Raw genomic sequence first — 22,918 nt, 5'->3', positions numbered from 1 at the left:
TGATAACTCTCAGGGCGGTTTACCACTGAGAACAAGGCTGTGTGAAACGCACGCCCGAATAAGTAGTAGTTGATAATAGATAATGAATTCCTCTGCCAACGCGACACAGTTTCATGCAATGCAGCGTGAACGCTTTGTGTTCTCATTATTTCTAGCCGCCGCGTTACATGCGCTAATTGTTTTCGGAGTGGCTTTTGCTGCTCCGAAAGGTGCACAGGCGCCACCGACACTTGAAGTCACACTTTCTTTGCAAAATTCCGCTCAGGCCCCAGAGGATGCTGACTACTTGGCACAGCACAACCAATTAGCCAGTGGTACCGCAGACTCTCGGAAAGAGTTATCCACTAAGCGCCGTGCCGAGTTTGCCGATACGCAAATTCATCGCGTGACGCCTTTGCCACAACAACAATCTGCGCGGCCAGCAGAGCAGCGCCGCCTGTTAATTACCACAGTTGGTGAGAGCCCGATTCAGGCTCCTGAACTTTCGGCAGAAGATAAGTTATCCAAGGAAAAACGCGGCGACGCACCCAATGACCTGCCATTGAGCAACCCTAAAATAGCTAGCCTAGAGGCGCGTCTCGATAAAATTCGCCAAACTATTGCCGAGCGCCCCCGAGTACGCAGATTGACATCTGTAGCTACCAGAGCCTCAGCCGATGCCGCTTATTTACATGAATGGCGCCAGAAAATAGAAGCTGTTGGCAGTGATAACTTTCCCGAAGAGGCCTTGGAAAAACAAATTAGTGGCGAGTTACGCATGATGGTGCGGTTGCTTCCCACCGGAGCCGTCGAGAAGGTTGTTATTCTTCAATCCTCCGGGGAGCGCATTCTCGATGATGCGGCCCAACAAATTGTGCGTCTGGCTGCTCCCTTCGCTCCCTTCCCAGTAGAGATCAAGAACGAGGTTGATCGACTGGAAATTATCCGTACCTGGCAATTCGAAAGAACCGGGGGACTTACTACTTCTGCGGGGGATCTGCCCAGCCGAGGCTAAAATGGGCTTTCAACTGGCAGTTTATTACTGATCTATGCCTAATTCGAATATCGATAGCGACCTGACTCACGGAAACTTGCGCGGCCAGTTCCTTCTGGCCATGCCCGGTATGGAGGACCCGCGCTTCAAACACGCTATCGCACTGATTGTTGAGCACAATAGCGACGGTGCCATGGGCATAGTGATCAATATGCCCAGTAAGGTGCACTGGCACGAGGTATTCGAGCAGCTGTCTTTGGAGGATCTCAGCTTGCGCGGTGACGAACCAGTTCTACTGGGCGGCCCCATGTCACCAGAGCAGGGATTTGTACTGCACGGCACCGGCATGCACTTCGACTCTACCACCGAAATCAATTCAGATATCAGCCTGACTGCCTCCAAGGACATCCTCGAATCCCTCGCCGCAGGGCGCGGCCCTGACGATGTACTACTCGCCCTCGGCTACGCAGGCTGGGGGCCCGGTCAGTTGGAGCAGGAGCTGACAGAAAACGCCTGGCTGACACTGCCGGCAGAGCCCGAAACCCTATTCGCCACACCGGTCGAAAAACGCTGGCAAAGCGCCGCCGCCCGCCACGGCATCGATCTTTCCGGCCTCGGCTCCCAAGCTGGCCACGCCTAACAGAAAAACTACTGACCTCTATGAATAAACCCGTCACAGCGCTAGCTTTTGACTTTGGAACCCGCTCTATTGGCGTAGCTTACGGCCAGAGCCTTACCGGTGGAGCACGGGAACTGGCCCCACTGCCCGCCAAAGATGGCAAGCCCAATTGGGATTCCGTCGAAGGCCTGATTAAAGAGTGGCAGCCCCACCTTTTACTGGTTGGCCTCCCCCTCAATATGGATGGCAGTGAAAGTGAATTTGGCGTGCGTGCGCGAAAATTCAGCCAGCGCCTGCACGGTCGCTATGGACTACCGGTAGAACTCATTGACGAGCGTTTAAGCACCCGAGCCGCCAAGGAAGAGGCCAACGAACGCGGACATCGTGGCAACTACGCACAAGACCCTGTGGACTCAATAGCCGCACGGATAATTCTCGAAGACTGGCTGCGCACCAGGGGCTAGCCCCACAGCTACTGAGAACCTCACGGCATTGCGACTCTGTTAGAATGGCCGCTTCAACCAATAAGTGATTGAGCCGCATGTCTATAGATCGTATTCGCATTGCCACCCGACAGAGTGCTTTGGCTCTGTGGCAGGCCAACTATGTCAAAGACCGCCTGCAACAGGCGCATCCCGAACTTCTTATCGAGTTACTGCCCCTCACCAGCCGGGGTGACCAGGTTTTGGACATCCCACTAACCAAAGTGGGCGGCAAAGGCCTGTTCGTTAAAGAACTGGAAGTGGCGATGCTCGAAGGCCGTGCGGACATCGCAGTTCACTCGATGAAAGATGTCCCCATGGAATTCCCCGAAGGACTTCACCTGCCGATTATTTGTGAGCGTGAAGATCCCCGCGATGCCTTTGTCAGTAATCTTTATGACAGCCTTGATGACCTGCCCCAGGGCGCAGTAGTCGGCACTTCCAGCTTGCGCCGACAGTGCCAATTACTTGCCCGTCGCCCGGACCTCAAAGTCACCTTTTTACGGGGCAATGTGAATACCCGACTGGCCAAACTGGATGCCGGCGATTATGACGCAATCATCCTCGCTGCGGCCGGACTGCTGCGACTTGAGATGCCGGAACGCATTCGCAGCTTCCTGGCAACAGACATCCTGCTCCCCGCTGGTGGACAGGGCGCAGTGGGTATCGAGTCGCGCCGCGATAGCGAACTGGAAGCCTTGATCCAACCGCTCCACTGTCCGGAAACCGCAGCCCGACTCAGTGCGGAGCGCGCCCTGGTTAAGCGCCTCAACGGCGGCTGCCAAGTGCCTATCGGCTGCTACGCCGAGCTGGGTGGTGACACCCTGTGGTTGCGCGGACTCGTTGGCAGTCCCGATGGCAAAACCATGATACATGCCGACAATCGTGGCCCTGCCACTGAGGGAGAGCGCCTGGGTACTGAGCTCGCGGAACAGTTACTGGCCGATGGTGCCGATAAAATCCTCACCGCTATCTGATATGAGCGATCTCACCTCCGACCTGCTGCAGGGCAAACGTATTCTCAGTACGCGGCCAACGCAGCAGGCTGATAACTGGTGTGCGCTACTGCGCAGCCTGGGGGCCCAGGTAGATAACATCCCCATGCTCGGCATAGAGCCAATTGAGGATCAAGCTGCCATACAGGCCTTAAAAAACTCAATCCTCGATTTCGATCAAACGGATGTCGCGATCTTTGTTTCCCAGAACGCCGTGCGCTACGGCGTAGACTGGCTTGAAGATTATTGGCCACAGTTTCCCCAGGGGCCTCGCTTTTTAGCGATCGGCGCAGCAACCGCAAGCGCCCTGGAAAAGCGCGGTATACCCAGCGAGCAAAGTGGCAATACGATGAACTCCGAGGAGTTGCTGCGCCTACCCTGGTTACAGCAGTTGGACGGGAAAAGAGTCCTTATTTTTCGTGGCTCCGGTGGCCGCCCTCTTATCGGCGACACCTTGAGTGATAGGGGTGCGCGAGTAACTTATTGCGAACTCTATCGGAGAGTGCTGCCACCGGAGGCTGCAACCTCCCTGGCTGAGTATAAATTCCAACCCGATATTATCAGTGTGCACAGCGGTGAAACACTCGATAACCTGGTTACCTGTATCCGCCAGATAAACCGCAATACACTCTTTGAAACCGCTCTTATCTGCCCGAGTATACGAGTTGCCAATCGGGCAAATGAGCTTGGTTTTGCCCGTTGCTATAGCGCGCTAAATGCCGGCGATAACGCTATGCTGGAAACACTGCGTAAAGCCCTCGGCTGATTTGCAATCGAATTCTCGATCGCTTTGCGCTAAAAATCTTAAAACGGCGTTTAGCCCGCTATTAAGGCTCGCGCCACTCGTTATAATCTGACGACATTTTCCACCTGCGCCGCCATACCCATGACCGATAAAAAAGATCAAAATGTAGCCGCAACCAATGAGCCCCCGGAAAACACAAAGCCTGTAAAAGGCAAAAGTAATTTCGCCAAAGCCTCAGAGGAAAAAGCCTCTACGGGTAAAGCCAGCGGCGGTGTTGCGGCCAGTAGATCCAATGGGCTGTGGTGGTGGCTACTGTTCATCCTCATTTTGATTGCTGTGGCCTCACTGGCCTGGTTTAACTCTCCTCAGCTGCGCGAACACCTTGGCGCTTACCTCAACTATCTACCCGGAAAAACGGCAGCCCCGGAGAGCACCACCACTATTACCCCTGCAACGGAAGTGCCGGTTGCCGCTGAAAACACCACCCAAGCGCCGACCTCCAATATCACTTCGGAAACCCCAGCTGCTACCCCTGCCCCAACTGAACCCCAAACCCCCGATTATTCCGGGGAGTTCAATCAGCTGGAGCAGGCCGATGCCAATTTACGCAATCAACTGGAGCGACAAAATCGCACTATCGCCCAACTGCAGCAGCAACTGGCTTCCATGCAGCGCAGTGTCACCGCACAGGGAAACCGCTTGGGTCAGCTGGGAAATGTAAGCCGCGACGATTGGCAATTGGCTGAGGCAGATTATCTGTTGCGTCTAGCCAACCAGCGCCTGCTTCTCGAAGACGATAGTCGCGCTGCGCTGGGGCTGGTCGAGCGCGTGGACGAGATATTGCGCGATGTGGACTTACCGGATCTGTACGGGGTACGCCAACAGCTTGCCCGTGATATCACCTCACTGAAGCTGGTCCAAAACATCGATCGCCAGGGTTTATACCTCCGTCTCAGCGCCTTGGAAGAACAGCTAATCCGCACAAATATCCAACCACAATTCGATATGGCTTCGGCAGAACAACCCAGTGAAGAGCAGCCCACCATTGAGGAGAGTGCCCCCCTATGGAAGCGGGAGTGGCACAACTTCACCCGCTTCATGCGCGAATCGGTGCGCCCCATTGATGGAGACATCAACCCGGTAATGCTGTCCCCACAGAGTGAAGCTCGCTTTCGCCAGACTCTGCGCCTTTATATGGAGCAGGCACAACTGGCATTGCTTCGCGGCGATACCACGGTTTACAGGGACGCTCTGGATAGTGCGCGGTCGCTACTACTCAGTTATGGCACTGCCAGTCCGCAGCGCGATGCGCTGGCCCAACAACTAACGGAACTTAGCAAACAACGTATCCAGGTCGAAATGCCTGACCTCAGCGCCTCCCAGCTTGCCCTGCGCAATTATATTGAGCGTTTACACAAAACATCCGGCACCACCACACCAACTGCCTCGCAACAGGAGGAGAACCAGTGAAAAAACTGTTCTTCACCGCTCTGGTACTACTGCTGCTCGGCGCTTTTCTACCGGAGGCTATTAACAATTATCCCGGCTACCTGGTAATCGGTATTGGCGGTGAGCTGAATAAAGGCTACGAGATGAACCTCTGGTTCGCAATTTTCTCGCTGGCAGCAGCTCTAATTATCCTGTTCTTTGCCATTTGGCTGGCTCGCAGTATCTTTCGCGGATTCCGAGGTAGCGTCGACCGGCTGAGATTTGGTCGCCAGCGTGTAGCGCGCCGACGCCTGACCAGCGGCTTGGTGGAATTTATGGAGGGCAACTGGTCCCGGGCGCGTCGTCAGCTGCTGAAGAGCGCCCCTCGATCTGAAGCCCCGCTGATCAATTATTTGGCGGCAGCGCGCAGCGCCTTTGAGCTGGGCTTTCGTGAGGAGGCCAATGAATTACTCGCCAAAGCGGAGGCCTGTGGTGAAGATACCCGCCTGGCTGTAGCCCTAAGCCAAGCTCGTATGCAGCTCCTCGATAAACATTACGAGCAGTGTATTGCCAGCCTAGAGCGCGCCAAGCAGCTCGAGCCGAAACATCCTGCCCTGTTACAACTTCTCAAGCAGGCTTATTACCTTCTGGGTGACTGGAGCCGTCTTCGCGCATTACTGCCCGAATTGGAGAAACATGCGAACATGCCCGAAGCTGAGCTGCACCAGCTTGAACTCGAGGTGTATCAACATCAGCTGACCGAAGCAGCTAATCGCAAAGATATCGATAAATTACACGATACCTGGCAAAGCCTGAGTGGCCGCTGGCAACGCAATGAAGCCCTGCGCAGTCTCTACGCACAGCAACTGCATCGGATTGGTGAAGACACAGAGGCAGAGAAGCATTTGCGCTGGCTACTCAATCGAGCTTGGGACCCCAATCTTGCCGAACTCTACGGCTGCCTGGTGGGGGCCGCCCCTGCGGCACAAATATCAGCAGCTGAAGGTTGGCTGAAAGAGTATGGGGAGAGTGCCGCACTGCTAACCTGTCTCGGACGTCTCTCAATGCGCAATGAACTTTGGGGCAAAGCGCAGCAGTATTTCGAGAAAAGCCTGTTGTTGCGCCAAGATCCCGCTACCTCCGCTGAACTGGCTCGCCTATTTCAATCCCTTGGGGAAAAAGACAAAGCAGCAAAACTCTATGAGGAAGGTTTGCTACAAGCAGTCAAGGACTTGCCCCAGTTGCCTATGCCCAGCCAAGGTACTCCCCTACTAGGCGCACACGCCTGAGTCATTCCCCCTGAAAGGCCGACGGGCCTTTCAGCCACTCCCCAATTGCGCCTATAGTGAACTCCCGTTTACCAATAAGGACACGGCTGTGACCCTCTTTGTGCGCTACATAGTTGCCTTGCTTCTTACCGCCAGTGTGTTTTTTACCGGCCATGCATCTGCTGAATATTCAGTAACGCCTCAAGATAAAGCCTTAACTGATTACGAATATCCCTATCCAGTTCATCACTTTCATTTCGAACAACAGGGGCAACCACTGGCAATGGCCTTTATGGATGTACCGCCTGCAGAGGGTAAAAATGCAAGAGGAACGGTACTCCTGTTGCACGGAAAGAATTTTTCGGCGGCCTACTGGAAGGAGACTATCTCCCAACTCAGTCAGCTAGGGTACCGGGTTATAGCACCGGACCAGATCGGTTTCGGAAAATCCAGTAAACCGCTTACCCAATATACTTTTCAGGGGCTTAGCAACAATACCAAGGTTTTATTGGATAAATTGAAAATAAGAGAGGTTATTGTAGTTGGGCACTCTATGGGAGGTATGCTGGCTACCCGGTTTACCCTGATGTACCCGGAGCGAGTCAAAAAGTTAGCACTTGTAAATCCTATAGGCCTTGAAGACTGGAAGCGATGGGTTCCCTATGAACCTTTGGACCAAGCCATTGCTCGCGAGAAAAAGCAAACTCCAGAATCTATCAAACGCTACATGAGTAAAGCCTACTTTTCTGAGCAGTGGCGCGAAGAATATAACCCGCTACTGGATATTCAAGCTGGCTGGACCCAGGGACCCGATGCGGCTCATATGGCAACCGTGGATGCCCTAACCTCCGAAATGGTATTCACTCAACCGGTACTTTATGAGTTTGCCAATATCAAGGTGCCCACCCTACTGATTATAGGTACCCGAGATCGAACAGCCATTGGCCGCGCCCGCGCGCCTGAAGCTGTACAAGAAAAGTTAGGGCGTTACGATCAATTGGGCAAGCGTACGGCAGCAGAAATCCCCAAAGCCGAATTAGTTGAGATGGAGGGGGTTGGACATTTACCCCAGTTCGAAGCCTTTCCAACTTATATTGATGTTTTAAGTAAATTTCTTGCGGCTCCTATTGGAAAGTAGGACCTACAGCCTGCCCAGTATAAACCCAATCTAGGAAACATATCATTGGCACGGAGATTGATGTGTAGAGCATCCATTTTCAGAAAGTTATAGTTTGTACGCAAAGAAACTATTAGTAATCAATGATAGTGCAAATGGCGATTTAACATTCAATAAGTCGCCGCTTGCAAACTTTCTACGAGAATTTATTTCGTTTTTAAACAGCCCAGGGCAAACCCACAAAAAGTAGCATGGCAAAATAAGTAATTACCCCTTGTAAAAGGGCAATTAGAATAGCTTTTAAAAAACCCGTACCAAGTACCAGCATATAGGCAATAGCAGCCAGGGGAATTGTCATTAAAATTCCAGCGCTATCCGTCACACCCGGCAACATACCGCCAACAATTCTTTGAATAATCAGGGCCAATAGCAAAGCGAAAAGACAATAAAATACACCCGTATTTTTCGCCCCCAACATGGCAGCTGCCAACTTTAGAGGCAGAACAAGAACTGCCACCATAATAATTACAAAAATAATTAATTCCATTTGTTACCTCTCCATTTAATTTTAGTTATTTACTCACTTCCAACTTCTACCGTTTCCCAACCCCAGGAATTAGATATCCACTTGTTTTCAATGCAGCATGTCGTCATACGCAAAAACACAACCCGGGCATAGCGCGCACTGTCACCCCATGTCAATAAGCTGGCAACAGCATGCAAATTCAGTCGCGAATCATACTTATATAAACCAAAACCACAATAAAGTTCACAAATAAAAAAGCTGGCGCGAATTTCGCTCCAGCTTTGAGAAATAATACATCTAAACTATCAGTTAATAACGATTTGGCAGCTTATTTACGTACCAGGGTCAGGGATGAGGGTAACTGCTCCCCGTTCTTCAAGTAAGTCTCTTCCCGCTGTAACTTGCCGTTACCTAACCAGGTAAAAGTGAGGCTATCCAGACGACTCTTACTCTCCAAAGTAAAATTAGTTACATCCTTGAAAGAGAATGCCAAAGTATCTTCAGCACTATTTTTTTGCCAGCTTAACCTGGGCTGATTACCCTGGGGGCAATAGTGCGTCACTATTAAATTATCGTTATCCAAGTGGTAGGCCGTCAGGGAATGTTGGCGCCCGTTATAGAGCCAACTTTCCAGTACCACACTTCCCCCAGCTGTATCGGTAAAACTAATAACAAAATTGTCATTTTCCGTCCCTTCCTCTCTCCACTCTCCAGCTAGCCCTTTGATCTTCTCAAAAATTACCTCTGCACCATTACCCTGGCTGGCAATTACAGGCTGAAATATTACTATCCCAAAAAATAGAATTACTAGTTTTGATAAATTCCCTATCATATTCTCGTCCAACCTTAGAAAAACACACAACAAGAAAGACACTCCTTAAAATAAAAATTTCAGGAGCGCTCATCCTATAGTTGTTTTTATATTTTCATGAGACGAATAGCAATACGCTTCATCGCATTGGCCGATTTAATATCCATATCTCTGTTCATCAAGATAATAAAACCATCCTTACTTTCTGGCTCAAAATACATAGCTACAAATACACCCAGATCAGTTCCCATGTGCCCAGTAAGGCCATTGCGATCGCGCCAAAAGAAGCGCTGCGAATCTGATACAGACACCGGTAATTGCAGACGAAACATTTCCTGATACATAACATCTGATAAGATCTGAGTTCCAGCTTTATCCCGATTATTAAGCAGCGCTAGCAAGAAATCGCTGAGGTCAGCAATGCTTACACGAACACCACCGTCGGGATATTGCGGATTACCACTGTGTGCATACGGATGAAATTGCTTGTACTCAAAAGGAGGATCAATAAATCGACCAATTAAATAGTTCATCTTCTCCGCTTCACTATCTACACACAGACCGATATATGGTACACATTGCTCTACTTTGTAGGGAACTGCGATAGAGCTCAGATCTACTCCATTGAGTCTCCAATTGGCAGTCTCCATATCCAGGCTGTGAAATAAAGTATCCCGGCTATAATTGGCGAGAGACTGGCCGGTTACTGACTCAACCAATAACCCAGCTAAACCGGCAGAAAGATTACTGTATTGTCTGTGCTCCCCGAGGTTATTTGTCAGATAATAATCCCCACTACCGTACAGGCTTTCCCCTTTAACCAGCAGGGAGCGTAGATGTTGCTCCAAACTGATAGATGGATCACGATTTTCAGTGTAAGTGGCGTAGTCAAAATAATCTTTAATTGCTGCAGAGTGACTCGCCAGATGTCTCAGTGTAATTTTTTCCCCTTCTATATGTGGATTGTCGACCTTAAATGGTAAATAGCTATTAATATCCTCATCCAATGCCAATTTACCATCGTCGACCAATTGCAATAGTGTTACGCCCATAATCGGCTTACTTATCGAGGCAATATTAAATAACGTATCCTGAGTAACTGGTTTGCCGGTCTCAATATCGGCCATCCCGTACACATGCTGAAGCGCAAGTTCACCCTCTTTTATTCTGGCAACGGCTATTCCGGGTATAGCTGCCTCATGCATAACGGCAGGAATAAAATCTTCGATATTATCAATTCCGGCACTTTGCTCCTGCTCACTTGGTACGACTAGCAAAAATATGGAAATACCTATCGATATCAGGCCCACTAAAAAAATTTTCCTCATTAAAGCAATCCTTATAGTTAATTCAGGGCCACGGTCGAGCCCGTACCTGACTGCGACGCCAGCAGTAAAAGCTATAGATGCAAAGAAGGAAGAAAAAATAAAGAGTGACCGCTAAGCGGTCACTCTACTGAGCGCCATCAGAGGCGCTTATTCGGACGGGAGTACTGAAAATATAACGCCGCGCTTATTCGAGGCCCAATTTAGACCATATTTCATCAACCTTTTTAACCACATTCGGGTCGCGCTCAATAGGTACACCCCACTCACGACTAGTTTCACCTTCCCATTTATTAGTCGCATCAAAACCTATTTTTGAGCCTAAACCGGAGACCGGTGAAGCAAAATCTAAATAATCAATCGGAGTATTTTCTACCATCACCGTATCCCGCGCCGGGTCCATACGTGTGGTCATCGCCCAGATTACATCTTTCCAATCCCTGGCATTGACGTCTTCGTCAGCGACAATAACAAACTTGGTGTACATAAACTGACGCAGGAAGGACCAGACACCCATCATTACCCGCTTGGCGTGACCTGCATACTGCTTCCTCATGGTGACCACAGCGAGACGGTAAGAGCATCCCTCCGGCGGCAAATAGAAATCGACAATTTCAGGAAATTGCTTTTGTAAGATTGGCACAAAAACCTCGTTTAAAGCCTCGCCTAAAATCGCAGGTTCATCCGGTGGACGCCCGGTATAGGTGCTGTGGTAAATGGGATTTTTACGGTGCGTAATCTTCTCTACCGTAAATACAGGGAAGCTGTCCACTTCGTTGTAGTAACCGGTGTGGTCCCCATAGGGCCCCTCATCAGCCATATCATCGGGATAGATAAAGCCTTCCAGAACATATTCGGCACTGGCAGGCACCTGAAGATCACTGAGTAAGGCATCGGTCACTTCTGTCTTATCCCCCCGCAGCAGGCCGGCAAAGGCATACTCAGACAAAGTATCCGGCACCGGGGTAACGGCCCCCAGAATTGTGGCGGGATCGGCACCCAGGGCAACAGCTACCGGATAGGGTTCACCGGGGTGCTTCTTGCACCAGTCCCGATAATCCAGAGCCCCCCCGCGATGACTGAGCCAGCGCATAATCAGGCGGTTCTTTCCGATTAATTGCATCCGGTATATGCCCAGGTTTTGCCGTTTCTTCTCAGGCCCTCGGGTAATTACTAAGGGCCAAGTGACCAGCGGAGCGGCATCTCCCGGCCAGCAGGTTTGGATTGGTAGCTGATGTAGATCAACCTGATCCTTCTCAAGGACCACCTGTTGGCAAGCGGCACCCTTTACAACTTTTGGCCCCATATTCAGGACCTGCTTAAAGACCGGCAACTTCTCCCAGGCATCGCGGAGATTTTCCGGTGGCTGCGGCTCCTTGAGAAAAGCCAGTAGTTCTCCCACTTCACGCAGTTCGGCAACACTCTCTCTTCCCATCCCCAGGGCGACTCGCTCTGGTGTTCCGAATAGATTGGCGAGAACTGGGGTCTCAAAGCCTACCGGGTTCTCAAACAACAATGCAGGCCCCTCAGCTCGCAATACGCGATCGGAAATTTCTGTCATTTCCAAAATGGGGTCAACAGGGTGCTTGATTCGTTTTAGTAGGCCGCGCTTTTCCAGCAACTTAATAAAGTCGCGTAGATCTTTATATTTCATGGGCTAACAAGGCGTGACTATAAACCAGAGCGCAGTGTAAAACAGAAGGCGCAGGATAGGTAACAACACACCAATTGGAATGAAGAGAGAGGCGGGAGGGAGTCACGGCTCGCAAGCCTGGGCTGCGAGCCGCGGAAATAATAAGCTTTTTACAGCTTAGAAGCGGGGGCGACGCGGACGATCTTCGCGAGGCTTAGCTTCGTTAACGCGGATGTTACGGCCAGACAGCGGTTGGTCGTTCATCTCTTCGATAGCTTTGCGCGCTTCATCGTCGTTAGGCATTTCTACGAAACCGAAGCCTTTAGAGCGGCCAGTCTCACGGTCGGTGATAACAGTAGCCCGAGAGATCTCTCCGAATGCACCAAAAGCTTCGTGCAGGTCGTCAGAGGTTACCGCGTAGGCCAGATTTCCAATATAGATATTCACAAAAGGTTCTCACTAGGTGTGTGGGCTGTCGTGCAGTCACAAATGGATAACCAGCTCCACCAGATTAACCATTTGAGATTGGCCCTTTGCGGAGAAATAAACCCCTGGGCCAATTCAGTAAGGCGCGTTGCCTAAAATCCATATCAAGCGCCACAATGTGGAACTTTATATGCCTAATGGCTCGCCTTTTCAACAGTAATAGACGCAATTAATCGTCTTATTCTGCTCCTAATAAATAAAGAGCGCCTTTTTAGGCGCTACTTTATATACAAAAATTATTTCCGTTTCATGGATAGGAAGAATTCGTCATTTGTCTTGAAATCTTTCAATTTATCCACTAGGAATTCAGTCGATGCAACATCTTCCATATCGTGTAACAGCTTACGCAAAATCCACACTCGCTGCAGCTCGCCCTCAGGCATTAACAGCTCTTCCCGGCGAGTGCCGGATCTGCGCACATTAATGGCCGGATATACGCGTTTTTCAGCAATTTTGCGATCCAGCTGCAATTCCATATTACCGGTACCTTTAAATTCCTCGAAAATCACTTCGTCCATTTTCGAGCCGGTATCGATAAGTGCAGTAGCAATAATAGACAGACTTCCGCCTTCTTCAATATTTCGCGCTGCCCCAAAGAAGCGCTTCGGGCGCTCTAAGGCGTGAGCATCAACACCACCGGTTAATACTTTACCGGAGCTAGGAACTGTTGTGTTGTAAGCGCGAGCCAGGCGGGTGATAGAGTCGAGCAAGATAACCACATCTTTCTTGTGCTCAACCAGGCGCTTGGCTTTTTCAATTACCATTTCCGCAACTTGTACGTGACGTGCCGGCGGCTCATCAAAAGTAGAGGCAACAACTTCACCGCGCACGGAGCGCTGCATTTCTGTCACTTCCTCAGGACGCTCGTCAATCAGCAGTACGATCAAATGGCACTCTGGATTATTGCGCGTAATGGCCTGTGCCATATTTTGCAACATAATCGTTTTACCGGCCTTCGGCGGCGCAACAATCAAGCCGCGCTGGCCTTTCCCGATTGGAGCTACAAGATCAATAATACGACCAATCAGGTCTTCGGAGGAGCCGTTTCCGCACTCGAGGGTGAGGCGATCGTTGGGGAATAGAGGAGTGAGGTTTTCGAAAAGAATTTTGTTACGTGCGTTTTCCGGTTTGTCAAAATTAATTTCGTTAACTTTTAATAAGGCAAAATATCTTTCACCTTCTTTCGGTGGGCGAATCTTTCCGGAAATTGAGTCACCCGTACGTAAATTAAATCGGCGAATCTGACTTGGAGATACATATATATCATCCGGTCCCGCAAGATAAGAGGAGTCAGCAGAACGCAAAAATCCAAAACCATCTTGAAGGATTTCTAATACGCCGTCGCCATAAATATCTTCACCGCTTTTGGCGTGGCGCTTGAGGATATTGAAAATAATATCCTGCTTGCGCGAACGGGCCAGGTTTTCAAGGCCCATGCCTTTGGCTATTTCAATCAACTCTTCAATGGGTTTGGTTTTTAATTCGGAGAGATTCATACCAATTGCTTATTAATGTTTCTGTTGTCATATGGCGCGGACACGCCTGAAATTTTGAGGAGGGGTTTGATATTAGAGATTAGCTCGTTTATTTACCCGATACACCTAGGTACCTTTTCCTACCAAGACCACAGTACTCAGTAAACTTTTGCTCTCCATAATCAATTTATGGAGCATTATCAGAACAAGTTCAACTCGAGGAGTATACGCGCCGGGGATGGTCAGGGACCCTGTGGAGGGGCGTTTTGTCAGCTCGTCTCATTTAATTCAAGACCGCTGAACTATTTCAGAATTACAGCCAGTATAACGGGTGTTTCCAATCCTGCAAAGAAATTTACCCCCTTTGCAGGATGGAAACGACAGTCTTACAGCTGACCGTCGATAAACTCAGTCAGCTGTGCGCGGGACAGTGCGCCGACTTTAGTGCCTTCGACATTGCCGCCTTTGAACAGCAGCAGCGTGGGGATACCACGGACATTGTATTTGGCCGGGCTCTCTTTATTCGCATCAACGTCCACTTTTACGATCTTCAACTTATCGCCGTAGTGGCCTGCCAGGTCTTCCAGCACTGGAGCGATCATCTTGCACGGACCGCACCACTGTGCCCAAAAATCTACCAACACCGGGCCTTCAGCTTTGAGAACTTCTGCTTCGAATTCAGCGTCAGATACGTTGACGATTGAGTGCTCGCTCATATTGCATTCCTGTTCTTTAGTTACTCGATGCGTGGGCACCGCCAACGCATCTTCTCACGGTCACAGCGGTGGTTATACAGCTGCGATGCACCATTGCCCTCAAAATTGGGGCGCAAAATGGGATTTCAAGTCTTTCCTGCCACAGACTTACGCCTGCTCCAGGAAGCGCTGCAAAATCTCATCGATGTAGTCAAAGCCAAAAGCCGTGGCAGCAATCCGCTTATCCAGACGCTCTACAAGCTCCATTGCCATCAGGGTAGGCCATTGTTTTTGCAGCTCGGACATCGGCAGCCCGGTGTGGCGGGTAAAAGTATCACTGGGAACACCATCCGCCAGGCGAAGGGCATTCATAAGAAACTCCAGTGGCAAATCCTCATTCTCAACCCTGTCAGTATGGGGTTCAGACAAGGCACTATGCAGCAGCTCGGGATGTTGCCTGGCGATAGACAAGTAGTCCCTCGGAGTGCGTGTGCGACGACTGCGCAGAATTTGCCCAGTTTCAGCTAGGGTTACCTTGCCATGAGCACCGGCACCAATCCCCAGATAATCTCCGAATGACCAATAATTAATATTATGGCGGGATTCAAGTTCGGGTTTGCTATAAGCCGACACCTCGTAACGACGATAGCCCTCGGACGCCAGTAGTTCGCGTCCGCTGCCCTGCATACTGGCTATCAGCTGGGAGCCGGGGGTGACTGGTGGCGCACTGTAGAATGCAGTATTTGGCTCAATCGTTAATTGGTACCAGGAAATATGCTCTGGAGCCAAGGAAATTGCTCGGCGCAAATCGCCAAGGGCTTCCACCTCGGTCTGATTGGGCAATCCGTGCATCAGGTCGAGGTTAATATTGTCAAAGCCCGCACGACGCGCCATTGCCAGGGCACCTTCGGCCTCTTCTCCGCTGTGAATACGTCCCAACTGTTGTAGCTGATTGGAATCGAAGCTTTGCACTCCAATAGAAAGACGATTAACTCCAGCAGATCGATAGCCAGTGAACTTGGCTTGTTCAAAAGTGCCGGGGTTGGCCTCCAGGGTTATCTCGACCCCTTCAGCAAAACCCACCACCTGCTCAGCAGCCTCCAGGATCTGCCCAATTGCTTGGGGGGAGAACAGGCTCGGCGTACCACCACCAAAAAAGATGGACTGCAATTTTCGCCCCTGCACCCAGGGCAACTGGCTGATCAGATCCAGGCGCAACTGCGCCACATACTCGGATTCCGGTAGGGCGTAGTCCGAATTAGCCCGGTCTCTATCAGCCTGGTGGGAGTTGAAATCACAGTAGGGACATTTGCGCACACACCAAGGGATATGGATATACAGGCTTAGTGGTGGCAGCTGTAATTCAGCAATCTGATCAGGCAAGGTCGGCACCCTGCATATTTTGCTGCCATAAAAGCTCAAATTGAGACATAGCCTGGGCCCTGTGGCTCAGTCGATTCTTCAAGTCTCTCGGCAGTTCAGCGGAGGTCATTCCCTCAGATTCAACAAAGAACAGCGGGTCATAACCAAAACCCTGCTCTCCCGCCGGCTCCCGCAAAATTGTCCCGCTCCACTTTGCACTAGATACCAAAGGCACCGGGTCATCCCATTGCCGTACAAAAGCCAGCGCGCAGTGGAAACTGGCAGTGCGATGCTTAGATTCAACATCAACCATGGCCTCCAATAACTTCGCATTGTTTTTTTCATCAGTCGCCCCGGCACCTGAGTAGCGTGCAGAGTAAATTCCCGGCGCACCACTCAATGCATCTACCGACAGCCCGGAGTCATCGGCTAATGCCGGCAGGCCACTGATACGGCTGGCGTGGCGGGCCTTAATCAAAGCATTCTCAATAAAGCTCAATCCGGTCTCATCAACGTCACTTACCCCAAAGTCAGACTGAGGAAGAACCTGTATATCCCATGAGGCGAACAGCTGTGAAAATTCGCGAAGTTTGCCGGCATTACCGCTGGCAAGAACAATTTTATTTACCATATTGCTTCAAACAAAAAGCGGGCCTCGGCCCGCGGTGAATCTTAAAGAAGGGGTTTCGACCAGCTCTCAGCCAGCGGAACCTTGGCAGATGTCTATCGGTTCAATCTGCGACGGAAAGTGATCGTCTCACTTTTACCATTGGGCAGCTTGATATCTACGTTAAAGGTAAGGGTCTCCTCATCCTCAAAGCGCAGGGGTGCGAGATAGTAAACAGCATCCCCTTCCCGAATTTCTTTGAACTTAAGTGGTCTTGACTGCTGGATCAGGTTGGTAGCTGTGCCAGACATCTCAGCGCTGAGGCCATGGGTTCCGCCCTCTTTCTTGACGACAGAGACATTTACATACGCCCGATCTTTTGCTCGAGCCAACTGGTACTGACGGGCGATATCCGGCTGGATAAAATCGCTATTGAACACTGAATAGACTACTCGATAGTCGCCAAAATCAGCGTAGTTCTTAATCGTACGCGCTTCTTGCGCGGCAGCGCCGACAGATAAAAATAGCAAGGCCACAGAAGCAGCCAGGGTAAGGATGCGTTTCACGCTCCACCTCCAGTTGTTATAGGCGCCACCTCTCCCGGTAGGTTTGGTGGTCAATTCCAGTCAGGCCCCCTCAGGAGTGCCTCTCTCGATCTATTTATCGCACCAAAGTCCTCCACAAAAGAGCTGGCGCAAATCTTAGTTTAGCGAGTTAGATGATAGATGGCTGTCTCACCAAACAAATTTGGTAAAAAGTCTTTGAATGCCCGCCCAACCATGGACTCAGAAACCACTTGCCGATGCAGAATCGCCCAGCCATTTTCTCGGCATAACACCTCAAAGTCTGTAAAAGTACAAAAGTGAATATTGGGAGTGTCATACCATTCGTATGGCAATAAGTCGGATACTGGCATGCGCCCGGAGAATGCGAGGTGCCAGCGGGCCTTCCACTGCCCAAAATTGGGAAACGTAATAATGCAATCCCGCCCAACCCGGAGCATTTCCTCTACCACTAAATGAGGCTGACTCAAGGTTTGCAGTGCCTGGGTCATCACCACAGCATCAAAGCTACCATCAGCAAAATTTCCCAGCCCTGTATTCAGATTTTGCTCGACAACATTGACCCCACGGGCCACACATCGCTCTATTTGCTCGGGATCAATCTCCAGGCCATAGCCTTTCACATTTTTATTTCTCCCCAGCTGATCGAGCAGTGCACCATCGCCACAGCCGAGGTCGAGAACCCGGCTGTTGGGAGCGATCCATTCCTGGATCACATCCAAATCTATCCGCATCAGTACACCTCCTCAGCAATTTCTGCCGCAACTCTCTGCATATAGGCACGAAATACACCTTCATAACGACCATTGGGCAGCAGGAAGGCATCGTGTCCCATTGCTGACTCTACTTCGGCATAGCTGACTGGAATATCCGCGTGCATCAGGGCATCGGCGATTTCCCTCGAGCGCTCCGGCGCAAAGCGCCAATCAGAAGTAAATGACACCAATAAAAACCGGCACTTGGCATGGGAGAAGGCCTCTACCGGGTCATCCCCGTATTCCCGAGCTAAGTCGAAGAAATCCAGCGCTCGAGTCATCAGAATGTAAGTATTGGGATCGAAGGTGGTGGAAAAACTGGCTCCCTGGTAGCGCAGATAACTTTGTATCTGAAACTCCACTTCTTCATCCGATCCTTGTTGAAAGCTGCCACTGCGCAATTCTCGACCAAACTTGCGCCCCAACCCATCGTCAGACAGATAAGTGATGTGCCCGATCATACGCGCAACGGCCAGGCCTCTACGGGGTAACTTATCCTGTTGGAGGTAGTGCCCATCACAAAAGTCTGGATCGGATGTTATCGCTTGGCGTGCGGTCTCATTAAACGCGATATTCTGTGCAGATAACTTCATGGCAGAGGCAATCACCACACAATTACGCAGGCGCTCAGGGTATTCCAGTGACCAGCGCATCGCCTGCATTCCACCGAGACTGCCGCCAACAACCGCCGCCCATTGTCGAATACCTAGCATATCCGCCAGACGCGCTTGACTGTGGACCCAGTCGCGGACACGCAGTGATGGAAAATCCGGCCCCCAGGTAGTGCCGGTATCCGGGTTGATGGATACGGGGCCGGTAGATCCGTGGCAACCGCCGAGATTATTAACGGACACCACAAAGAAATGATTAGTATCTATCGGCTTACCCGGACCGATATAGTGGTCCCACCACCCCGGACGCTTATCATCGATACTGTGTCGCCCCGCAGCGTGATGATGCCCAGACAGAGCATGACAGATCAGAACTGCGTTAGTCTTTTCCCTATTGAGTTCACCGTAAGTCTCATAAACCAGAGTGTAATTTTTCAGTACTCGACCACAGGCCAATTCCAGCGGTTCACTAAAGTGATGGCTTTTAGGCTCAACAAGGCCCACGGAGCCTGGGTCACCGGTAGTTGCGGTTTGGGCTTCCGCAGAAGCGATAGGGTTTTCCGTTGGCAAAGCACTGTATCTGTCAGGTTGATAGGTGCTGCCTGGCAAATTGCCGAAGCAGTCAGTGAATAAGATCACTGCAACTTATAACAAATGCCAGTCAGAACCAATATCAATTAGCACCCAATTCAGGTGGTATGGGAGGCCTTCAAGGGGGTTACATTGTGCGCGCGCGGCGCCGGCGCAACCGGCTGTGGTGCAGAGCTGTTGTGCCGCAGTAAATCCTCTAACGCCACCAGCGCCTTATCATTGCGCTGAACCTCATCCTCGAGAGTTCGAAGATCCGTGCGACGACTGCGAGTTTTCTGTTTCAACTCGGTGAGCTTAATCAAATGGCGATTGAGTAATTGTTTCTGATACTGCGCATGCTGTTTAAGAGGCTCAAGAGCCTGCTCTAACCAATTTTCCGCTTTGTTACCCATATCGTCGTACAGCCGACCCACTTCACTGGCAAGCGTGGTAATAAAGCGCTCGCTGAGACGGCTGCGGCGCGCCAATAACAACTGCGGGGATCGCCTCAGCTGAGCGGCCTGGCGATGCAGTCCACGCAACGCGAAGCGAAATTTGCGGATAGTAAAATACTGCTCGGCATCATCCACTTTCTTTAAGCTGGAGCGCTCAAAGACAGCGTCGAGCAAGCGATTAGCCTGATCCACTTCCCGCTCGAGGTTAGACATCTGATGGTCTACCCCTTCCATAAAAGTATCGATAGCCCTGGCCATGCCCATGGGCGTCCAACGGCGATTGAGAGTAGCCAGGGTATCGTCAATCAGCGCCTGCAACTGCTGTCTGGATATCGGCGCCAACAAAGAAGTGCTCTGCCGTGTAAGCATTCTCTGGCTGGATTTGAGCGTCAGCAATTCCTGATGACAAATCTTATGCTGCTCGCGCACGGTCGTCTGCAACTGTTCCAACTCTGCCAATTGCTCTGAGGTGTTGCCACTATTGCGCTGCAGGTGAGCCAACGCTGCCCGGCCACTATTCAAACGACGCTTGAGTAGATCGCGGGTATCAGCCATCAGGGTGAGAGCTTGATGCAGTGAGCGGTGCTCGGCCATTTTATGCCGGTGCTCCAACAGGCGCTGAACCAGCATCCTTTCAAACTCACCGAAGCGGCTGCTTCGCACCAAATCCGCATCCCGCTGCTGGCGCCCCAACAGAGCCATTTTTGCAGAGACTCCGGCAACACTTTCCTGAGGCAGAGACAAGAGGCCGGCCACTTCACTGCGCATGCGTCGCAGCAGCAGCTCAGCATCCTCCTCCGGATCATCCCAAAGCACATCCATCTTGTTGAGCAGGGCCATCACGGATGTTCCGCGATGCTCTTGCAGTGGCGCCAGGTGAGTTTCCCACATGCTCATATCGGTACCACTTACCCCAGCATCGGCAGCCAGCAGAAAGGCAACCGCCTGGGCCCCGGGCAGTGTACTCAATGTGAGCTCCGGCTCATTGCCGAGGGCGTTCAGTCCCGGGGTATCAATAATACGCAACCCCTGATCCAGCAATGGGTGCGGCAGACAAATCAAAGCAAAACGCCAGGCGGGGATCTCAACTAGATTCCCTTTGCCATCCAAGTGGCGCCGATCGAAGCCATAGCGAGCGGCTTCTTCCGGCATTACTGACTTGGTCGAGGCAACCTTCAATAAAGTCTCTCGGGTCGCCTCGGGATCATTGGCATCAAACTCGTGAGTTACCCACTTTTGCGGAATTCGACGGAAGCTCTCCAGGCTGGTATTCGTCGCCAGGGTCTCAATCGGAAGCAGCCGCAAACTGGCACGCTCGCCGCCATCACTGAAAATTTCCGTGGGACACATAGTGGTGCGCCCCGGTCTTGAGGGCAGTAGACGCTGTCCGTAAGTTTGCGACAACAGGGCATTGAGCAGTTCAGTTTTCCCCCGTGAAAACTCCCCAACTAAAACCAGGGTGAACTGATCATCTGCAAGTAGGGCGCGGGCCTGCTGTACAACCTGGCAGGCACCAGCGGAATTAGAGAAGTGCTGTTCAAGCCATTGGCTGAAGTGGGCAAACTGGCGATCGAGATTCTTTTTCCAACGGTCGTAGTCAGAAATATGCTGGCGTAAAAGTGCGTCTTCCATTTCACGGTGTTCTTGTTATTGAGACCCGGAACTACCGGCCCCTACTAAGACAAGAGAAAGAGCCGTCAGTCGATAGTATAAGAGTCTAACACCGCGCCAAATACGATCTAGTGCGCACAGGTGAAGAAATGTTCAGCCGGTCACAATTTAAGAAACCTTCGAACAACTGCGCAAGCCCCAAAGGGCGGGGCTTGAAAGGTGCAGGGGATATTTTGGGGTGATCAGAGTCCGGTTAAAAGCCGGGGATATGCCAAAACAGGCTGTACACGAAAGCCGGCATGTTGGCCATTTGGGCAAAACCAACAAGCAGCCTGTTAATCACAGTGAGCAGGATAAAGACAAATATCGGGCTGATATCAATCACTCCCAACGGCGGAATCAAGCGTCGCACAGGTCCGCAAAATGGCTCCAGGAGTTGGTGCAGTAAAATTAGAATTGGATGGCCGCTATTCGGCGCAATCCAGCTGGCAACGATGGAGACCAATAAGCCGACAAACACCATCGCTATCACAGTGGAGACACAGCCGATCAACGACCACAGCAGGGCACTGAGGGGGTTAACCAGGCCGTAACCTGCAATCATGGCGCAAGCCATAATCATCGCCCAACCGACTATCAACGCCAGTACTACTGAGGCCATATCGACGCCAAAAAGTCCTGGCACCACTTTGCGCAGCGGCAGCAGCAAAGGGTTGGTAACCTTCACAACTCCCTGAGATATGGGGTTGTAAAAATCCGCACGGCCCAACTGCAATAGGAAACGCAATAACACGGCGAAAAGGAACAAAATGCCCAGTATGCCCACGACATAAACGCCGATATCGCTGAAGGTATTGACCATGGATAAACCCTAAACAAAAAGATTTTCAGCAGCCACCGCTGCACCTACCCAATTGGACCGGAACCTGTTACCGATCCAATTCCTTTGCCATTTCTGTCGCCCGCTCCTCGCAATCGCGCATGGCATCGGCCACTAACTGCGGCAACCCACCCTTCTCGAACCGTTGAACAGCGCGCTCAGTGGTTCCACCTGGTGACATCACATTGCGCTTCAACTGGGCGACGTCAACATCGCTGGCGACCGCCAGTTTGGCGGCGCCCAGGGCAGTTTGCAACACAAGGCGCTCCGCATCTGCACGGGCAAGGCCACCGGCGGAAGCCGCATCAATCATGGCCTCCATAAACTGGAAAAAGTAAGCCGGCGCCGATCCCGCTACCGCAATCACCTGATCGATGCCGCGCTCTTCCTCAACCCAGTATGAGATGCCTACCGCATCGACGATGCGCCCGGCGAGTTCCTTCTGTTCGCCCGTAACCTTGCTATCGGCATAAAGACCGGTAACTCCGGTTTGCACCAGGGCCGGGGTATTAGGCATAGCCCTGACAATAGGGAGGTGCATTCCCATCCAACGGTGGTAAGCCGCGAGCGGAATTCCCGCAGCAAAAGTGATAATCAAGGGCGAGCGATCCACCAAATGGGGTTTCAGTCCCTCACAAAGTTCTCGCATAACCTGCGGTTTCACCGACAGCACAATTACATCGGCATCGACAATAGCGGCAACATTATCGTCACTAATAGCTACCCCGTGGCTCTCGGCAAAAGCATTGAGCTTGTCCCGATCACGGCCTGTAGCAGTGATCCGGTCCGCCGGATAACCGGAGGCCACCAAACCACCGATCACTGCCCCCGCCATATTGCCGGCACCACCAATAAAAACCATCTTAGGGTTCGCTGTACTCACTCATATCACCTTGGGCGGTTACAAAAATTTTGTCGCTTTTCCC

23 protein-coding genes are annotated in these 22,918 nt (G+C 51.3%); 8 read left to right on the top strand and 15 right to left on the bottom strand.

Going from position 1 to position 22,918, the window contains the following annotated elements; translation table 11 throughout:
• Window positions 1-82 precede the first annotated feature (82 nt).
• The 8 genes from ACJJIM_RS21545 (at window position 83) to ACJJIM_RS21510 (ending at window position 7,648) form a co-directional block, all read left to right on the top strand.
• On the top strand, window positions 83-994 hold the full coding sequence (locus tag ACJJIM_RS21545; RefSeq protein ID WP_444911939.1) for an energy transducer TonB: 912 nt from the start codon (window positions 83-85) through the stop codon (window positions 992-994).
• Window positions 995-1,028: 34 nt separating this feature from the next.
• Window positions 1,029-1,613, top strand: coding sequence for a YqgE/AlgH family protein (locus ACJJIM_RS21540; RefSeq protein ID WP_282930307.1), 585 nt, complete (start codon window positions 1,029-1,031; stop codon window positions 1,611-1,613).
• A 20-nt stretch (window positions 1,614-1,633) separates the two neighbouring features.
• Window positions 1,634-2,056: a Holliday junction resolvase RuvX gene (gene ruvX, locus ACJJIM_RS21535; protein ID WP_413664071.1), complete on the top strand. Its 423-nt coding sequence runs from the start codon at window positions 1,634-1,636 to the stop codon at window positions 2,054-2,056.
• A 77-nt stretch (window positions 2,057-2,133) separates the two neighbouring features.
• A complete protein-coding gene (gene hemC, locus ACJJIM_RS21530) occupies window positions 2,134-3,051 on the top strand; it encodes a hydroxymethylbilane synthase (RefSeq protein WP_444911938.1) in 918 nt (305 codons plus the stop codon).
• A gap of 1 nt (window position 3,052) precedes the next feature.
• Window positions 3,053-3,835 carry a uroporphyrinogen-III synthase gene (locus ACJJIM_RS21525; RefSeq protein WP_444911937.1) on the top strand — a complete coding sequence of 261 codons (783 nt, stop codon included), beginning with the start codon at window positions 3,053-3,055 and terminating at the stop codon, window positions 3,833-3,835.
• A gap of 120 nt (window positions 3,836-3,955) precedes the next feature.
• Window positions 3,956-5,284 (top strand): uroporphyrinogen-III C-methyltransferase, encoded by a 1,329-nt coding sequence (locus tag ACJJIM_RS21520; RefSeq protein ID WP_444911936.1) that lies wholly within the window; start codon window positions 3,956-3,958, stop codon window positions 5,282-5,284.
• The gene (locus tag ACJJIM_RS21515) at window positions 5,281-6,531 is read left to right on the top strand and encodes a heme biosynthesis HemY N-terminal domain-containing protein (protein ID WP_444911935.1); all 1,251 of its coding nucleotides are present in this window, start codon (window positions 5,281-5,283) and stop codon (window positions 6,529-6,531) included. The genes ACJJIM_RS21520 and ACJJIM_RS21515 overlap by 4 nt, the downstream gene beginning before the upstream one ends.
• A gap of 88 nt (window positions 6,532-6,619) precedes the next feature.
• A complete protein-coding gene (locus ACJJIM_RS21510) occupies window positions 6,620-7,648 on the top strand; it encodes an alpha/beta fold hydrolase (RefSeq protein WP_444911934.1) in 1,029 nt (342 codons plus the stop codon).
• A gap of 196 nt (window positions 7,649-7,844) precedes the next feature.
• Here ACJJIM_RS21510 and ACJJIM_RS21505 read toward each other — a convergent pair whose 3' ends face one another.
• From ACJJIM_RS21505 to proC, 15 genes are all read right to left on the bottom strand, one after another.
• Window positions 7,845-8,174 (bottom strand): hypothetical protein, encoded by a 330-nt coding sequence (locus tag ACJJIM_RS21505; protein ID WP_413664065.1) that lies wholly within the window; start codon window positions 8,172-8,174, stop codon window positions 7,845-7,847.
• A gap of 307 nt (window positions 8,175-8,481) precedes the next feature.
• Window positions 8,482-8,985: a hypothetical protein gene (locus tag ACJJIM_RS21500; protein ID WP_444911933.1), complete on the bottom strand. Its 504-nt coding sequence runs from the start codon at window positions 8,983-8,985 to the stop codon at window positions 8,482-8,484.
• Window positions 8,986-9,071: 86 nt separating this feature from the next.
• Window positions 9,072-10,292 (bottom strand): serine hydrolase domain-containing protein, encoded by a 1,221-nt coding sequence (locus ACJJIM_RS21495; protein ID WP_444911932.1) that lies wholly within the window; start codon window positions 10,290-10,292, stop codon window positions 9,072-9,074.
• 184 nt (window positions 10,293-10,476) lie between these two features.
• Window positions 10,477-11,943, bottom strand: a complete 1,467-nt coding sequence (gene ubiD / locus ACJJIM_RS21490; protein ID WP_444911931.1) for a 4-hydroxy-3-polyprenylbenzoate decarboxylase — start codon at window positions 11,941-11,943, stop codon at window positions 10,477-10,479.
• A 156-nt stretch (window positions 11,944-12,099) separates the two neighbouring features.
• Window positions 12,100-12,369, bottom strand: coding sequence for an RNA recognition motif domain-containing protein (locus ACJJIM_RS21485; RefSeq protein WP_020413665.1), 270 nt, complete (start codon window positions 12,367-12,369; stop codon window positions 12,100-12,102).
• Between the two features lie 275 nt (window positions 12,370-12,644).
• Window positions 12,645-13,904 carry a transcription termination factor Rho gene (gene rho / locus ACJJIM_RS21480; RefSeq protein ID WP_108731406.1) on the bottom strand — a complete coding sequence of 420 codons (1,260 nt, stop codon included), beginning with the start codon at window positions 13,902-13,904 and terminating at the stop codon, window positions 12,645-12,647.
• 365 nt (window positions 13,905-14,269) lie between these two features.
• The gene (gene trxA / locus ACJJIM_RS21475) at window positions 14,270-14,599 is read right to left on the bottom strand and encodes a thioredoxin TrxA (protein WP_282930316.1); all 330 of its coding nucleotides are present in this window, start codon (window positions 14,597-14,599) and stop codon (window positions 14,270-14,272) included.
• Between the two features lie 147 nt (window positions 14,600-14,746).
• Window positions 14,747-15,961 (bottom strand): radical SAM family heme chaperone HemW, encoded by a 1,215-nt coding sequence (gene hemW, locus ACJJIM_RS21470; protein WP_444911930.1) that lies wholly within the window; start codon window positions 15,959-15,961, stop codon window positions 14,747-14,749.
• Window positions 15,954-16,571: an RdgB/HAM1 family non-canonical purine NTP pyrophosphatase gene (gene rdgB / locus ACJJIM_RS21465; RefSeq protein ID WP_444911929.1), complete on the bottom strand. Its 618-nt coding sequence runs from the start codon at window positions 16,569-16,571 to the stop codon at window positions 15,954-15,956. Before rdgB ends, hemW begins: the two co-directional genes overlap by 8 nt.
• Before the next feature lie 92 nt (window positions 16,572-16,663).
• Window positions 16,664-17,113 carry a DUF4426 domain-containing protein gene (locus ACJJIM_RS21460; RefSeq protein WP_413664060.1) on the bottom strand — a complete coding sequence of 150 codons (450 nt, stop codon included), beginning with the start codon at window positions 17,111-17,113 and terminating at the stop codon, window positions 16,664-16,666.
• Window positions 17,114-17,253: 140 nt separating this feature from the next.
• A complete protein-coding gene (gene metW / locus ACJJIM_RS21455; protein WP_282930320.1) occupies window positions 17,254-17,844 on the bottom strand; it encodes a methionine biosynthesis protein MetW in 591 nt (196 codons plus the stop codon).
• Complete coding sequence (gene metX, locus ACJJIM_RS21450; protein WP_413665826.1) at window positions 17,844-19,028, bottom strand: homoserine O-succinyltransferase MetX; 1,185 nt, start codon at window positions 19,026-19,028, stop codon at window positions 17,844-17,846. Before metX ends, metW begins: the two co-directional genes overlap by 1 nt.
• Before the next feature lie 137 nt (window positions 19,029-19,165).
• Window positions 19,166-21,133: a dynamin family protein gene (locus tag ACJJIM_RS21445; RefSeq protein WP_413664058.1), complete on the bottom strand. Its 1,968-nt coding sequence runs from the start codon at window positions 21,131-21,133 to the stop codon at window positions 19,166-19,168.
• 232 nt (window positions 21,134-21,365) lie between these two features.
• Window positions 21,366-21,974, bottom strand: a complete 609-nt coding sequence (locus ACJJIM_RS21440; protein ID WP_444911928.1) for a YggT family protein — start codon at window positions 21,972-21,974, stop codon at window positions 21,366-21,368.
• Window positions 21,975-22,041: 67 nt separating this feature from the next.
• Window positions 22,042-22,875, bottom strand: coding sequence for a pyrroline-5-carboxylate reductase (proC, locus tag ACJJIM_RS21435; RefSeq protein WP_413664056.1), 834 nt, complete (start codon window positions 22,873-22,875; stop codon window positions 22,042-22,044).
• Between the last annotated feature and the right edge of the window lie 43 nt (window positions 22,876-22,918).

The sequence above is a fragment of the Microbulbifer maximicatervae (SeqCode) genome, assembly GCF_052467615.1.
This window is presented reverse-complemented; position numbering and strand designations above follow the sequence as displayed.

Excerpts from the sequence above, each read along its gene's own strand:
- ACJJIM_RS21545 (WP_444911939.1), top strand. The coding sequence starts at position 83 with ATGAATTCCTCTGCCAACGCGACACAGTTTCATGCAATGCAGCGTGAA.
- ACJJIM_RS21540 (WP_282930307.1), top strand. The coding sequence starts at position 1,029 with ATGCCTAATTCGAATATCGATAGCGACCTGACTCACGGAAACTTGCGC.
- ruvX (WP_413664071.1), top strand. The coding sequence starts at position 1,634 with ATGAATAAACCCGTCACAGCGCTAGCTTTTGACTTTGGAACCCGCTCT.
- hemC (WP_444911938.1), top strand. The coding sequence starts at position 2,134 with ATGTCTATAGATCGTATTCGCATTGCCACCCGACAGAGTGCTTTGGCT.
- ACJJIM_RS21525 (WP_444911937.1), top strand. The coding sequence starts at position 3,053 with ATGAGCGATCTCACCTCCGACCTGCTGCAGGGCAAACGTATTCTCAGT.
- ACJJIM_RS21520 (WP_444911936.1), top strand. The coding sequence starts at position 3,956 with ATGACCGATAAAAAAGATCAAAATGTAGCCGCAACCAATGAGCCCCCG.
- ACJJIM_RS21505 (WP_413664065.1), bottom strand. The coding sequence starts at position 8,174 with ATGGAATTAATTATTTTTGTAATTATTATGGTGGCAGTTCTTGTTCTG.
- ACJJIM_RS21500 (WP_444911933.1), bottom strand. The coding sequence starts at position 8,985 with ATGATAGGGAATTTATCAAAACTAGTAATTCTATTTTTTGGGATAGTA.
- ACJJIM_RS21495 (WP_444911932.1), bottom strand. The coding sequence starts at position 10,292 with ATGAGGAAAATTTTTTTAGTGGGCCTGATATCGATAGGTATTTCCATA.
- ubiD (WP_444911931.1), bottom strand. The coding sequence starts at position 11,943 with ATGAAATATAAAGATCTACGCGACTTTATTAAGTTGCTGGAAAAGCGC.
- rho (WP_108731406.1), bottom strand. The coding sequence starts at position 13,904 with ATGAATCTCTCCGAATTAAAAACCAAACCCATTGAAGAGTTGATTGAA.
- trxA (WP_282930316.1), bottom strand. The coding sequence starts at position 14,599 with ATGAGCGAGCACTCAATCGTCAACGTATCTGACGCTGAATTCGAAGCA.
- rdgB (WP_444911929.1), bottom strand. The coding sequence starts at position 16,571 with ATGGTAAATAAAATTGTTCTTGCCAGCGGTAATGCCGGCAAACTTCGC.
- metW (WP_282930320.1), bottom strand. The coding sequence starts at position 17,844 with ATGCGGATAGATTTGGATGTGATCCAGGAATGGATCGCTCCCAACAGC.
- ACJJIM_RS21445 (WP_413664058.1), bottom strand. The coding sequence starts at position 21,133 with ATGGAAGACGCACTTTTACGCCAGCATATTTCTGACTACGACCGTTGG.
- ACJJIM_RS21440 (WP_444911928.1), bottom strand. The coding sequence starts at position 21,974 with ATGGTCAATACCTTCAGCGATATCGGCGTTTATGTCGTGGGCATACTG.